Origin of the sequence: Mycolicibacterium chubuense (genome assembly GCF_001044255.1) — a bacterium.
Taxonomy (GTDB): domain Bacteria; phylum Actinomycetota; class Actinomycetes; order Mycobacteriales; family Mycobacteriaceae; genus Mycobacterium; species Mycobacterium chubuense.
The window spans coordinates 1-12,099 of sequence record NZ_JYNX01000056.1 but is presented as its reverse complement, the minus strand read 5'-3'; the positions used below and the strand labels follow the sequence as shown (position 1 = coordinate 12,099).

Genomic DNA, 12,099 nt, shown 5'->3' with positions numbered 1-12,099 from the left:
GCAGCCGGCACAGACAGCCGGATCATCCGTTCGCCACGCTGGGATGGATCATCGCCAGCGCGGGGCGACCCGACCGGGGGCGGCGCGCCGCCGCGGCCAGACAGGCCAGGGCCTTCTTGATGCCGAAGGCGATCTCGTCGACATCGGCGGCGTCGTCGTCGCTGCTGATCCCGAAGACGAGGTCGTCGCCGTCATTCAGGATGGCCACCGCGGTGCGAAGGCGCAATGTCAGTGCCGGAACGGGGAGCACCCGCACCACCGCGCGACCCATCAGCGTCTGCGCCCGCGCGGCAACGGCTGTGTCCGTAGCGGTGTCCATGGTCACCGCCACCAGGCCGCGCCGCGGCAGGCCGGTGAGCAGATCGACGGCGCCGCGTAGCGCACCGCCACCGATCCGCTGCCGGCCGACCCTGGCCCGGAGGAGTCGCCGCTGCACTGTGAGCAGTTGCGCGACCCGATCCGCTTCGTCCACCGGCAGGGCTGGCAGCATTCCGGAGACACGCAGCGAGTCATGACGAGGTTCCTCGCCGCGGCGCAGCAGCGCGGCGCGGAAGCTGTCGGTGATCGCCGCCAGCGCGACGTCGTCGAGAGCGACGCCGAAGGTCCGGCAGATCGGTGCGACCCCGGACAGCGGAACCTCCACAGCGCTGAACCGACGAGTGCCGGTCACGGGCCGGCCCAGCCGGTTCCCCGCAGTGCGCGCCGCGGCCTCGAGCATCCGTGCCGCGCGGGCCCAGCCCGGTGCTGCGCGGTGCTCGCCGGAGTACGGCAGGGCGGCGGCGGCGCCGAAGTCGGTCGCAGCGGTGAGCATGCGCACGGCCGCGGAGCTGTCGGCGATGTTCGGGTCCACTGTCAGCAGGACCGCCCAGCGGCCGCGGGCGAGGCCCTCGATCACCCAGTACTGCCACAGCGGTCGCCTGTCGTCCGGCGGCATCCTGATCGCCTGCGCGACGAACTCGAACAGGTCCTCGTCGCCGCCCGGATGCGGCAGCGCGGCGCGCCGCAGGCCGCCGGATAGGTCGGCTGCGATTCCTAGGAGATACGGAACCACCAGGAGACGCTCACCCAGTCCCTCGCTCAGCGCGTCGGCGTCCGGGATCGGGCCTTCGAGAACCAGCACGGCGCCGGCGGCGAGATCGGTGTGCCGGTCGGCGTCCTGCGCGTCCACGCCCCCACTATCAGTGCCGGCGGGCCGGTGCGGCAGAGGCAGAGGTCCCTTGCGATCGGGACCTTTGCTCGCGCCCTTGCCCCCGCGCAGCCGTATTGCGGCCATACTGGACTGATGGTCACCGTGTTCCTCGTCGACGATCACGAAGTGGTGCGGCGCGGTCTGATCGACCTGCTCAGCGCCGACCCGGAACTCGACGTGATCGGCGAGGCGGGTTCGGTGTCCGAGGCCCTCGCCCGCATTCCGGCCCTGCAACCCGATGTCGCCGTGCTCGACGTGCGCCTGCCCGACGGCAACGGCGTCGAACTGTGCCGTGACCTGCTGTCCCGATTGCCGGAGCTGCGGTGCCTGATGCTGACGTCGTTCACCTCCGACGAGGCCATGCTCGACGCGATCCTGGCCGGCGCCAGCGGCTACGTCATCAAGGACATCAAGGGCATGGAGCTGGCCAAGGCGGTCAAGGAGGTCGGCGCGGGACGGTCGCTGCTGGACAACCGCGCCGCCGCCGCGCTGATGGCGAAGCTTCGCAACGCCGCCGAGCGCACCGATCCGCTGTCGGGGCTCAGTGAGCAGGAACGGGTGCTGCTGGATCTGCTGGGCGAGGGCCTGACCAACAAGCAGATCGCGGCGCGGATGTTCCTCGCCGAGAAGACCGTGAAGAACTACGTGTCGCGGCTGCTGGCGAAACTGGGCATGGAGCGGCGCACCCAGGCCGCGGCGTTCGTCTCCAAGCTGGACCGGCCGCACCGGGCCACAGACGAGTAGCACGCTGCACATTCAGCGATTTTGGGGCTGCCTGCCGAGCAGGTAGTATGGATCGACGGTGCGGTTTGCGCGCCGACTTCTTGCGTGCCCTGTCGGGAATTCCCGAGATCCGGCTCACGTTGCTAGTCGGACCGGAAGCTGTGCCGACCAGGCCAACACGCCGACACGAAACGAAAAGCAAGGATCGCTAAAGAGTATGGCCAAGAAAGACGGTGCCATCGAGGTCGAGGGTCGCGTTGTCGAACCCCTGCCCAATGCGATGTTCCGCATTGAGCTGGAGAACGGACACAAAGTCCTCGCCCACATCAGCGGCAAGATGCGGCAGCACTACATCCGCATCCTCCCGGAGGACCGCGTCGTGGTGGAGCTCTCTCCCTACGACCTGTCCCGCGGCCGCATCGTGTACCGCTACAAGTAACCACACCGACGAGAAGAAGGATCGACGACAGCCGTGAAGGTGAACCCGAGCGTCAAGCCGATCTGCGACAAGTGCAGGGTGATCCGCCGGCATGGGCGGGTCATGGTGATCTGCTCCGATCCCCGCCACAAGCAGCGGCAAGGCTGACAAGAGCTCAGCCCGCACACACAACTGAATGACGAACTCCCAGTACCACTGAGCGGATAGGCCGCTCGACAGCGATGAGCGCTCGCGCGAAGAGCAAACATCCACGTCCGGCACGGAGGCCGGACCCCGGTACGAGCCCGGGAACGGACTGGGACCAGACCTCCGCATAGAGAAGGAAACACCCTGTGGCACGTCTCATGGGCGTCGATCTCCCGCGCGACAAGCGCATGGAGATCGCGCTGACCTACATCTACGGCATCGGCCGTACCCGCTCCCAGGAGATCCTGGAAGCCACCGGCATCAGCCGGGACCAGCGCACCAAGGACCTGACCGACGATCAGGTGACCCAGCTGCGCGACTACATCGAGGGCAACCTCAAGGTGGAGGGCGATCTGCGCCGCGAGGTGCAGGCCGACATCCGCCGCAAGATCGAGATCGGCTGCTACCAGGGCCTGCGCCACCGTCGCGGCCTGCCGGTGCGCGGCCAGCGGACCAAGACCAATGCGCGCACCCGCAAGGGCCCCAAGCGCACCATCGCCGGCAAGAAGAAGGCCAGGTAACCCGAGATGGCACAAGCCAAGAAGGGCGCACCCAAGAAGGGTGCCGCCAAGACCCGCCGCCGGGAGAAGAAGAACGTCCCGCACGGCGCCGCGCACATCAAGAGCACGTTCAACAACACGATCGTGTCGATCACCGATCCCCAGGGCAACGTCATCGCGTGGGCCTCGTCGGGTCACGTGGGCTTCAAGGGCTCGCGTAAGTCGACGCCGTTCGCCGCCCAGCTCGCCGCCGAGAACGCTGCCCGCAAGGCGCAGGAGCACGGCGTGAAAAAGGTCGACGTGTTCGTCAAGGGCCCGGGTTCGGGCCGCGAGACCGCCATCCGCTCACTGCAGGCCGCCGGCCTTGAGGTGGGCGCCATTTCCGACGTCACCCCGCAGCCGCACAACGGCTGCCGTCCGCCCAAGCGGCGCCGGGTCTAGGGGAGGAAGAAACACTCATGGCTCGTTACACCGGACCCGTCACCCGCAAGTCGCGCCGCCTCGGCGTCGACCTCGTCGGTGGAGATCAGTCGTTCGAGAAGCGCCCCTACCCGCCCGGCCAGCACGGCCGTGCGCGGATCAAGGAGAGCGAGTACCGCCAGCAGCTGCAGGAGAAGCAGAAGGCCCGCTTCACCTACGGCGTCATGGAGAAGCAGTTCCGTCGGTACTACGAGGAGGCCAACCGCCTCCCCGGCAAGACCGGTGACAACCTGCTGCGCATCCTGGAGAGCCGGCTCGACAACGTCGTCTACCGCGCCGGCCTGGCCCGTACCCGCCGGATGGCGCGCCAGCTGGTCAGCCACGGCCACTTCACCGTCAACGGTGTGAAGGTCGACATCCCCAGCTACCGCGTCGCGCAGTACGACATCATCGACATCAAGGACAAGTCGATCAACACGCTGCCCTTCGAGCTGTCTCGGGCCAATGCGGGCGACCGCCCCATCCCGGGCTGGCTGCAGGTCGTCGGCGAGCGTCAGCGCATCCTCGTGCACCAGCTGCCCGAGCGTGCGCAGATCGACGTGCCGCTCACCGAGCAGCTCATCGTCGAGCTCTACTCGAAGTAAACGTCTGCAGGCCATCCGGTCCTGCAGATCACCTAACGGCATCAAATAGCGGTTGCCGAGAAGGAGAAGAACACCATGCTGATTTCTCAGCGCCCCACCCTGAGCGAAGAGGTCATCGCCGAGAACCGCTCCCAGTTCGTCATCGAACCGCTGGAGCCGGGCTTCGGTTACACCCTCGGAAACTCGCTGCGCCGCACGCTGCTGTCGTCCATCCCGGGCGCGGCCGTCACCAGCATCCGCATCGACGGTGTGCTGCACGAGTTCACCACCGTGCCGGGGGTCAAGGAAGACGTCACCGACATCATCCTGAACCTCAAGGGCCTCGTCGTGTCCTCCGAGGAGGACGAGCCCGTCACCATGTACCTGCGCAAGCAGGGCCCGGGTGAGGTCACCGCGGGCGACATCGTGCCGCCGGCCGGCGTCACCGTGCACAACCCCGACATGCACATCGCGACGCTGAACGAGAAGGGCAAGCTCGAGGTCGAGCTCGTCGTCGAGCGCGGCCGCGGCTACGTGCCCGCCGTGCAGAACAAGGCGTCCGGCGCGGAGATCGGCCGTATCCCGGTCGATTCCATCTACTCGCCGGTGCTCAAGGTGACCTACAAGGTCGAGGCCACCCGCGTCGAGCAGCGCACCGACTTCGACAAGCTGATCCTCGACGTCGAGACCAAGAGCTCCATCAGCGCGCGTGATGCACTCGCCTCGGCGGGTAAGACGCTGGTCGAGTTGTTCGGTCTGGCACGGGAACTCAACGTCGAGGCCGAGGGCATCGAGATCGGGCCGTCGCCGGCCGAGGCCGACCACATCGCCAGCTTCGCGCTGCCGATCGACGACCTGGACCTGACGGTGCGCTCGTACAACTGCCTCAAGCGCGAGGGTGTGCACACCGTGGGCGAGCTCGTGGCCCGCACGGAGTCCGATCTGCTGGACATCCGCAACTTCGGCCAGAAGTCCATCGACGAGGTGAAGATCAAGCTGCACCAGCTGGGTCTCTCGCTCAAGGACAGCCCGGCCAGCTTCGATCCGTCCGAGGTCGCCGGTTACGACGTCGCCACCGGCACCTGGAACAGCGACGCCGGCTACGACCTGGACGACAGCCAGGACTTCGCCGAAACCGAACAGCTCTAAAGAACATCCGTCCCGGCCCTACCTGATACGGGGGTCGGCCCCACATAGGAGATAGTCGCAATGCCCAAGCCCACCAAGGGCCCTCGCCTCGGCGGGTCGTCCTCACACCAGAAGGCGCTACTGGCCAACCTGGCCACGTCGCTCTTCGAGCACGGCCGTATCAAGACCACCGAGCCCAAGGCGCGGGCATTGCGGCCCTATGCGGAAAAGCTCATCACCCATGCCAAGAAGGGCACGCTGCACAACCGGCGTGAGGTGATGAAGAAGATCCGCGACAAGGACGTCGTGCACACCCTGTTCGCCGAGATCGGCCCGTTCTACGCGGATCGCGCCGGCGGCTACACCCGCATCATCAAGGTCGAGAACCGCAAGGGCGACAACGCCCCCATGGCGGTCATCGAACTGGTGCGGGAGAAGACCGTGACGTCGGAGGCCAACAGGGCCCGCCGGAGCCGCTCCGGCGGCGACATCGAGTCGGGCGCGGCCGGTGCCCAGAAGGTCGCGGCCGCTGCCGCGCCGCAGGCTGCGGTCGAGCCCGAGGCCACCGAGGGGCCGAGTGCCGAAGAGGTCGAGGCCATCGAGGAGACCCCGATCGCCGAGGACGCCGCGATCGAAGAAGCCCAGACCGCGGAGGCCGAGGCCGAGGTCGAGGCCGAGGAGTCCGGCGACGACAAGGCCGACGACAAGGCCGACGACGCCAAGTAGCAGTTCCATGAACGAGCCCGTCATCGATTCCGGTGGCGGGCTCGTTCGTCTGCGCCTCGACATCGCCTACGACGGAACCGATTTCGCGGGATGGGCCACCCAAGCCGGTCAGCGGACGGTGGCCGGGGTGCTGGACGACGCGCTGGGCACGGTGTTCCGCACCGCGGTGGTGACCCGCGCGGCCGGCCGCACCGACTCCGGGGTGCACGCCACCGGGCAGGTGGCGCACGTCGACGTTCCCGCCGCAGCGCTGCCGCACGCTTATCCGCGGACCCCCCGTTCCGGGGACGAGGAATTCGGGCCGCTGGTGCGACGACTGGGCCGGATGCTGCCCGAGGACGTCCGCATCACTCAGATCGTGCGCGCCGCACCGGGTTTCGATGCGCGCTTCTCGGCGCTGCGGCGCCACTACGCGTACCGGTTGTCCACCGCACCGTTCGGTGTGACACCGCAGGACGCGCGGTTCGTGACGGCCTGGCCGCGGCCGCTCGACGTCGACGCGATGTCGGCGGCAGCCCGCGGACTGCTGGGGCTGCGCGATTTCGCGGCGTTCTGCCGGCATCGCGACGGCGCGACGACGATTCGCGATCTGCAGCGTCTCGACTGCGTGCGCGCCGCCGAGCGCATCTCGATCCACGTCAGCGCCGATGCGTTCTGCTGGAACATGGTGCGCTCCCTGGTGGGGGCACTGCTCGCGGTCGGCGAACACCGCAGGGACGCCGCATGGTGTGCGTCGCTGCTCACCGAGACACGGCGCTCCAGCGATTTCGCTGCGGCACCGGCCCGGGGGCTGACACTCGTCGGCGTCGACTACCCACCCGACGACGAACTCGCCGCGCGCACCGTCATCACCAGGGATCTGCGCAGCGCCGACGAGATCCGCTAGATACGGCCGGCCACGAAGTCGGCGGCCTGGTTCACCATCCCGGCCTTGATGTAGGCGGGGGCCAGGTGGTCGGGCCAGTAGTCCTGCCAGTTGTTGGGATCGGTCGGATTGCAGATCGGATCGTCGCCGTGGCACAGCTCGATGATCCTGTCGCGCAGCGCCGGGTTGGTGAAGTTCGCGATCGGCCCGACCCATTGGCTGCCGTTGCCGAACAGCGTGATCGCGGCGATCTGCCGGTCAGCGCCGTCGGGCATCGGGTTCTTGAAACCGAACGCGGCGATCGGGACTGCCACCACAACGTCGGTCACCGCGGCGCCCAACGAGTAACCGCCCAACACCAGCTTGGTGTCGGGGCAGGCGCCGGTCATGTAGGAGACGCGTTGGCTCATGTCGTTGGCGCCGATGTCGACCTGGGTGTCGGCGGGGTACTTCACCGCGTAAAGTCGGACGTTCTTCCCGGTCTTGTCGCGCACCGCGGACGCCAGCGCGTTGCCGATCTGGCCGGCGCCGGGCGATTCGAGACGGCCGCGGGCGAAGATCAGTTCGGCCTGCGGGCACGATTCCGCCGACGCGGCCGGGGCGGTGGGTCCGACGAGCCCCGCGACCACCGCCGCGGCGGCGAGCAGCGACCCGAGAGTGCGGCGTCGACCCTTCAGCGAGACAGTCACCTCGCCGATGATAGACACTCAGCGGGACCGGCGTCAGGGTTCTTCGGCGTCGGTCAGACCCGGCCCGCCGCGAATCCGGCGGCCTGCGGGATGAATTCGGACGATTCGTAGTGGGTGTGCGCGAACGGGTTTCGACCGTCCGAGCAGATCGGGTCGCCGTCGGCGCACAGGTCGATGGCTTTGCCGGCGAACGAGCCCGCCGCCGAAACCGGATTGCCGAACTTGGTCGCCGGATTGCCGAATACCGCTACTGCCGCGACATTTCCGTTCAATCCCGACGCCAACGGGGGAGCCGATCCGATGTCGCCGATCTTGTTGCCCAGCGGGGGAACTCCGGCCAGCATGTCGACGACGGCGGCGCCCTGGGAGTATCCGCCGAGCACGATCCGGGTGTCGGGGCACTGCGCGGCCATCGACGCGATCCGGCCGGCGGCGTCGGTGGCGCCGACGGCGGTGTTGAGGAAGTCGTAGCTGGCGGGGTAGTTGACGCCGTAGGTCGTCACGGTGCGCCCGCCGAGCTGATTGGCCAGCGCGTCGGTCAGCGCCTGACCGACGCGGCCGACACCGGGCGGCTCGCTCGTTCCGCGGGCGAACACCACCTCGACGTCCGGGCACGGCTGGGCCGAGGCGGTCGAGGGGAGGACGACGGAGGCGGCCGGCGTGATCACCGCGAGGGCAACGGCCGCACGCAGCAGGCGGTTCAGTCGGTCGATGCGCACAAGACACCGTAACGCATAGCTGGGCTACAGAAGTCCCGCGACGAATCCGGCCGCCTGGTCGGTGAGGCCGGACCGGGCGTAGTTGCTGTGCGCCGGGACGTCGTTCCCGCCCGAGCAGACCGGATCACCCGGGGTGCACAGGTCGATAGAGCGCGACCCCCAGACCGGACTCGAGGTCAACGGGAGCCCGATCTTGGCCGACGGGTTGCCGAACACGGCGATGGCGGTGACGTGGTCGGGAGCGTTCGGCGGCAGCGGGGCGGTGAACCCGGCGCCGGGCACGGGCACCGCCGCGACGACGTCGATCACCGCGGCGCCCTGCGAGTAGCCGCCGAGCACCAGTCGGGTGTTCGGGCAGTTCGCGATCATGTACTGGATGTGGCCGCTGGCGTCGTTGGCGCCGGCGGCGACCTGCAGGAAGTCGTAGGTCGCCGGGTAGTTGACGGCATAGGTGCCGACCGAGCGGCCGCCGACGCGGCCGCTCAGCGCGTCGACGAAGGAGGAGCCGACGCGACCCAGGCCGGGCGGCTCGTCGGTGCCGCGGGCGAAGACGACCTCGATGTCGGGGCAACCCTGCGCGTGAGCGACGGGTGCCGCAACGGCGGGCGCGAACACGAGCGCCGTGCTGGCGAACAGGGCCGCGGCGAGCGCCGGCCCGCGGCGGATATCAAGATCGATCGTCACCCCGACGATGTTAGTTCACCTAGCGGGGCATCCGGCCATGTCGCGGTGTTGGTCTCGTCGAGGTGATCGCCGCGGTCGCCCAGCCGGGCCAGCGCCAGGCCGGCCAGCACGATCAGCCCGCCGACGGCCTGGGCCGCGGTGACGGCCTCGCCCAGCAGCACCCACCCCGCCAGCACCGCGAACAGCACCTCGGACAGACCGACCAGGGAGGCGAACCGCGGCTTGAGCCGGGCGATGCCGACGATGCCGAGGGTGTAGGCGATCGCGGTGGGAAGCAGGGCCAGCGCCACGACGGGCAGCACCCAGGACGTGGTCCAGCCGGCCACCACGGTGTCGGTGGCGGTGAACGTCAGCGGCATCAGACCGGACACCCCGAGCAGTGCAACGGTTACCGCACCGACGATCAGGCCCGCCGCGGCCAACGTGATCGGGTGCAGCGCGGATCCGCCGGACTCGGCGGCGGATTCGTCACTGGGACCCGTGACCTTCTCCGACATCAGGAAGTAGCAGGCCGCGCACACGGCCGCGGCCGATGCCCACCCGACACCGACCAGGTTGATGTCGACTGCAGAGAAGCCGTGCGGGCCCACCAGTCCGAGCACCGCGGTGATGCCGGTGACCGCCAGCGCCACGCCGCCGAGGGTGAGGGTCGTGGGCCGGCGCCGGGTGGTCGCCCACAGCCAGCCGACCACCAGGATCGGCGCGGTGTACTCGAGCAGCAGCGCCACGCCGACGGACAGGTGGGCGACGGCGTTGAAGTAGAACAGCTGGGCCCCGGCGATCGGGATCAGCCCGTAGGCGACGACGGTGCGCAGGTGGTGGCGCGCCTCGCGGAGCCAGCCGGGATGTGCGACGGTGGCGAACACGGCCATCGCGAGCGCGCCGCCGGCCAGCCGGGCGGTGACCGCCGCCGTCGGGCTCCAGCCCGCCGTCATCAGCGCCTTGGCGAACGGCCCCGAGCAGCCGAAAGCGAACGCCGAGCCGAGCGCGAAGAGGAGACCGCTACGAAACCGCGACGTGGCGGTGGGCACGCTGATGGGCACAGTCATGGGTGCACCTCCGGGTTCGACAGCCTCAACAGCAAAGACATGAGTAAAATCAACTTTGGTCATGACGCTACCGCTGAAAGGAGTCATGAGTCAAATGCTTTTCAGTCATGACACCGAGCTCACCCTCCGGGCGGCGGGAGTGCTGATCAACTCCGATCGGGTGGACGGCGAACACCTCGGTGACCTGCACGCACTCGACGAGTACCTGGACAGCTTCGGGTGGACGGGACGGCGCGATCACGACGCCGCCGAACTCGGGTCGGTGCACCGGTTGCGCGCCCGGCTGGGCGCGATCTGGGAAACCGCCGGCGACGAGGTCCGGGCGGTCGGTCAGGTGAACGCGCTGCTGGCCGATACCCGCGCCGCGCCCTGGCTGACACGGCACCCGGAGATGCCCGAGTGGCATCTGCATCTGGCGTCCATCCACGATCCGCTGTGGCAGCGCATGGGCGCCGAGATGGCGATGGCTCTGGCCGACCTGATCCGCTCCGGCGAACTGCGCCGACTCAAGGTGTGCGCGGCGCCGGACTGCGACGCCGTGCTGGTCGACCTGTCCCGTAACCGATCGGGCAAGTTCTGCGACACCGGCAACTGCGGCAACCGGCAGCACGTCGCCGCCTACCGCGAACGCCGCAACAACAAGTGATCCGACCCCCCGCGCGGCGTCGTTACGCTCGCTCGAGGGGGTGTGATGCGGCAACCGACCACGCGGCTGCAGGTCAGCGGTCACCGGTTCCTGGTGCGCAGGATGGAGCACGCCCTTGTGCGCGGCGACGCCGGGATGCTCGACGATCCGCTTCGCGCACAGTCTCTTTCGCTCATCGTGGGCGCGGTGTTGACGGGCGTCGCGGTCGCGGTCTGCGCGGTGCTCGCGCTGGTGCGGCCCGCCGCCGACATCGGGGATGCGGCCGTGATCATGGTCCGCGAGAGCGGCGCGCTGTATGTCCGGGTCGACGGCACGCTGCATCCCGTGGTCAACCTGACCTCCGCGTGGCTGGTGGCGGGCAACGCCGCGCCGCCGCGGATGGTGTCCCAGGAGGCGGTGGATCGGGTGCGGCGGGGCGCTCAGATGGGGATTCCCGGTGCACCGCAGTACATCTCCGTCCCGCTACCCGCCGAGTCGTCGTGGACGGTCTGCGACGACGGCAACGCGACCACCGTGATCGCGGGTCCGCTCGCCGACGGTGCCGCGCCGCCGGAGCGCGGGCTGCTCGTCAGGCCACTGGGCGCCGGTGCGGCACTGACCTATCTGCTCTACGACGGCCGCCGGGCCCGGGTCGACCTGCGGCATCCCGCGGTTGTGCGGGCATTGCACCTCGACCACGTTGAGCCACAGCTGGTCTCGCCGGCTGTACTGGCCGCGATCCCCGAGGCGCCGGCGATCGTGCCGCCGCACATCCCGCAGCGGGGCACGGCAGGGCCGGGACGGCTGCGTGACCGTCCCGTCGGCTCGGTCGTCTCGGTGCAGGCTGCCGGGCGCGGGCCCGATCTGTTCGTCGTGCTCGCCGGTGGCCTGCAGCGGATCGGCGAGGTGACCGCGGACCTGATCCGCTACACCGATGCGCGCGTCGGTGATGAGATTCCCTCGGTGCGCCCGGATCTCGCGGGCGAGCTTCCCGTCGTCGACACCCTGCCGGTCAGCACGTACCCCGACCGCGCAGGCGTCGGCCGAGCATCGGTGGTGTGCGCCCGGTGGCAACCGGCATTCGACGAGACCGGTTCGCACACAGACGTTCTCGTCACCGACACGGTCCCGGTGCCCGACGACGCGGTCACGCTGGCCCAGGCCGACGGCGCCGGCCCCGCCGTCGATGCGGTCGCGATGCCGCGAGGCCACTGCGCGTTCGTCCAGGCCGTGGCGCTCGGAAGCGGACCGGACAGCGTGGGGCCGCTGTTCCTGCTCAGCGATGCGGGCGTGCTGTTCGGCCTCGAGAACACCGACACCGCCGCCCGGCTCGGCCTGCCGCTGCGCGCCGGGGCGGCGCCGTGGCCCGTCCTCGCGGTGCTGCCGCGCGGGCCCGACCTGAGCGTCCAGGCCGCGTCAACCCGCAGAGACGTCATCGCCGCGCGGCCGTGACCGGCGCAGCGCCGCGCAGAGCACCGCCACCCCGCCGACCAGTCCCGCGCAGAGCAGGATGCCCCGGGCCGGTGCGGCGGCG

At 69.5% G+C, this 12,099-nt stretch carries 16 protein-coding genes; 11 read left to right on the top strand and 5 right to left on the bottom strand.

The window, feature by feature from the left end; genetic code table 11:
• Positions 1 to 22: 22 nt before the first annotated feature.
• Positions 23 to 1,168 (bottom strand): wax ester/triacylglycerol synthase domain-containing protein, encoded by a 1,146-nt coding sequence (locus MCHUDSM44219_RS17690; RefSeq protein WP_053081290.1) that lies wholly within the window; start codon positions 1,166 to 1,168, stop codon positions 23 to 25.
• Between the two features lie 114 nt (positions 1,169 to 1,282).
• Between MCHUDSM44219_RS17690 and dosR the strand changes: the two genes are divergently transcribed.
• The 9 genes from dosR to truA all read left to right on the top strand — a co-directional run bounded on the left by dosR (position 1,283) and on the right by truA (position 6,820).
• Positions 1,283 to 1,933: a hypoxia response regulator transcription factor DosR/DevR gene (gene dosR, locus MCHUDSM44219_RS17685; protein ID WP_048419565.1), complete on the top strand. Its 651-nt coding sequence runs from the start codon at positions 1,283 to 1,285 to the stop codon at positions 1,931 to 1,933.
• A 196-nt stretch (positions 1,934 to 2,129) separates the two neighbouring features.
• On the top strand, positions 2,130 to 2,351 hold the full coding sequence (infA, locus tag MCHUDSM44219_RS17680) for a translation initiation factor IF-1 (RefSeq protein ID WP_003418601.1): 222 nt from the start codon (positions 2,130 to 2,132) through the stop codon (positions 2,349 to 2,351).
• A 33-nt stretch (positions 2,352 to 2,384) separates the two neighbouring features.
• Positions 2,385 to 2,498: a 50S ribosomal protein L36 gene (gene rpmJ, locus MCHUDSM44219_RS17675; protein WP_003879483.1), complete on the top strand. Its 114-nt coding sequence runs from the start codon at positions 2,385 to 2,387 to the stop codon at positions 2,496 to 2,498.
• 185 nt (positions 2,499 to 2,683) lie between these two features.
• The gene (rpsM, locus tag MCHUDSM44219_RS17670; RefSeq protein ID WP_014814332.1) at positions 2,684 to 3,058 is read left to right on the top strand and encodes a 30S ribosomal protein S13; all 375 of its coding nucleotides are present in this window, start codon (positions 2,684 to 2,686) and stop codon (positions 3,056 to 3,058) included.
• 6 nt (positions 3,059 to 3,064) lie between these two features.
• Positions 3,065 to 3,478 carry a 30S ribosomal protein S11 gene (gene rpsK / locus MCHUDSM44219_RS17665; RefSeq protein ID WP_043405918.1) on the top strand — a complete coding sequence of 138 codons (414 nt, stop codon included), beginning with the start codon at positions 3,065 to 3,067 and terminating at the stop codon, positions 3,476 to 3,478.
• Positions 3,479 to 3,495: 17 nt separating this feature from the next.
• Complete coding sequence (gene rpsD, locus MCHUDSM44219_RS17660) at positions 3,496 to 4,101, top strand: 30S ribosomal protein S4 (RefSeq protein WP_043405921.1); 606 nt, start codon at positions 3,496 to 3,498, stop codon at positions 4,099 to 4,101.
• Positions 4,102 to 4,176: 75 nt separating this feature from the next.
• Complete coding sequence (locus MCHUDSM44219_RS17655; RefSeq protein ID WP_048419564.1) at positions 4,177 to 5,229, top strand: DNA-directed RNA polymerase subunit alpha; 1,053 nt, start codon at positions 4,177 to 4,179, stop codon at positions 5,227 to 5,229.
• Positions 5,230 to 5,289: 60 nt separating this feature from the next.
• A complete protein-coding gene (gene rplQ / locus MCHUDSM44219_RS17650; protein ID WP_048419563.1) occupies positions 5,290 to 5,934 on the top strand; it encodes a 50S ribosomal protein L17 in 645 nt (214 codons plus the stop codon).
• A 7-nt stretch (positions 5,935 to 5,941) separates the two neighbouring features.
• Positions 5,942 to 6,820, top strand: coding sequence for a tRNA pseudouridine(38-40) synthase TruA (gene truA, locus MCHUDSM44219_RS17645; protein WP_048419562.1), 879 nt, complete (start codon positions 5,942 to 5,944; stop codon positions 6,818 to 6,820).
• Here truA and MCHUDSM44219_RS17640 read toward each other — a convergent pair.
• From MCHUDSM44219_RS17640 to MCHUDSM44219_RS17625, 4 genes are read right to left on the bottom strand one after another with little or no spacing between them, the layout of a single operon-like run.
• Positions 6,817 to 7,488, bottom strand: a complete 672-nt coding sequence (locus MCHUDSM44219_RS17640) for a cutinase family protein (protein ID WP_413783622.1) — start codon at positions 7,486 to 7,488, stop codon at positions 6,817 to 6,819. The genes truA and MCHUDSM44219_RS17640 overlap by 4 nt on opposite strands.
• Before the next feature lie 53 nt (positions 7,489 to 7,541).
• Positions 7,542 to 8,207 (bottom strand): cutinase family protein, encoded by a 666-nt coding sequence (locus MCHUDSM44219_RS17635; protein WP_413783621.1) that lies wholly within the window; start codon positions 8,205 to 8,207, stop codon positions 7,542 to 7,544.
• 24 nt (positions 8,208 to 8,231) lie between these two features.
• Positions 8,232 to 8,891, bottom strand: coding sequence for a cutinase family protein (locus tag MCHUDSM44219_RS17630; RefSeq protein WP_048419561.1), 660 nt, complete (start codon positions 8,889 to 8,891; stop codon positions 8,232 to 8,234).
• A complete protein-coding gene (locus MCHUDSM44219_RS17625) occupies positions 8,888 to 9,940 on the bottom strand; it encodes an EamA family transporter (protein WP_048419560.1) in 1,053 nt (350 codons plus the stop codon). The genes MCHUDSM44219_RS17630 and MCHUDSM44219_RS17625 overlap by 4 nt, the downstream gene beginning before the upstream one ends.
• A 94-nt stretch (positions 9,941 to 10,034) precedes the next feature.
• Between MCHUDSM44219_RS17625 and MCHUDSM44219_RS17620 the strand changes: the two genes are divergently transcribed.
• Positions 10,035 to 10,586, top strand: a complete 552-nt coding sequence (locus MCHUDSM44219_RS17620; protein ID WP_048419559.1) for a CGNR zinc finger domain-containing protein — start codon at positions 10,035 to 10,037, stop codon at positions 10,584 to 10,586.
• Positions 10,587 to 10,631: 45 nt separating this feature from the next.
• Complete coding sequence (gene eccB, locus MCHUDSM44219_RS17615) at positions 10,632 to 12,017, top strand: type VII secretion protein EccB (RefSeq protein WP_048419558.1); 1,386 nt, start codon at positions 10,632 to 10,634, stop codon at positions 12,015 to 12,017.
• Positions 12,018 to 12,099: the final 82 nt, after the last annotated feature.

What these genes read in the sequence shown, in the direction of transcription:
- dosR (WP_048419565.1), top strand. Translation starts at nt 1,283, where the DNA reads ATGGTCACCGTGTTCCTCGTCGACGATCACGAAGTGGTGCGGCGCGGT.
- infA (WP_003418601.1), top strand. Translation starts at nt 2,130, where the DNA reads ATGGCCAAGAAAGACGGTGCCATCGAGGTCGAGGGTCGCGTTGTCGAA.
- rpsK (WP_043405918.1), top strand. Translation starts at nt 3,065, where the DNA reads ATGGCACAAGCCAAGAAGGGCGCACCCAAGAAGGGTGCCGCCAAGACC.
- rpsD (WP_043405921.1), top strand. Translation starts at nt 3,496, where the DNA reads ATGGCTCGTTACACCGGACCCGTCACCCGCAAGTCGCGCCGCCTCGGC.
- MCHUDSM44219_RS17655 (WP_048419564.1), top strand. Translation starts at nt 4,177, where the DNA reads ATGCTGATTTCTCAGCGCCCCACCCTGAGCGAAGAGGTCATCGCCGAG.
- rplQ (WP_048419563.1), top strand. Translation starts at nt 5,290, where the DNA reads ATGCCCAAGCCCACCAAGGGCCCTCGCCTCGGCGGGTCGTCCTCACAC.
- truA (WP_048419562.1), top strand. Translation starts at nt 5,942, where the DNA reads ATGAACGAGCCCGTCATCGATTCCGGTGGCGGGCTCGTTCGTCTGCGC.
- MCHUDSM44219_RS17625 (WP_048419560.1), bottom strand. Translation starts at nt 9,940, where the DNA reads ATGACTGTGCCCATCAGCGTGCCCACCGCCACGTCGCGGTTTCGTAGC.
- MCHUDSM44219_RS17620 (WP_048419559.1), top strand. Translation starts at nt 10,035, where the DNA reads ATGCTTTTCAGTCATGACACCGAGCTCACCCTCCGGGCGGCGGGAGTG.
- eccB (WP_048419558.1), top strand. Translation starts at nt 10,632, where the DNA reads ATGCGGCAACCGACCACGCGGCTGCAGGTCAGCGGTCACCGGTTCCTG.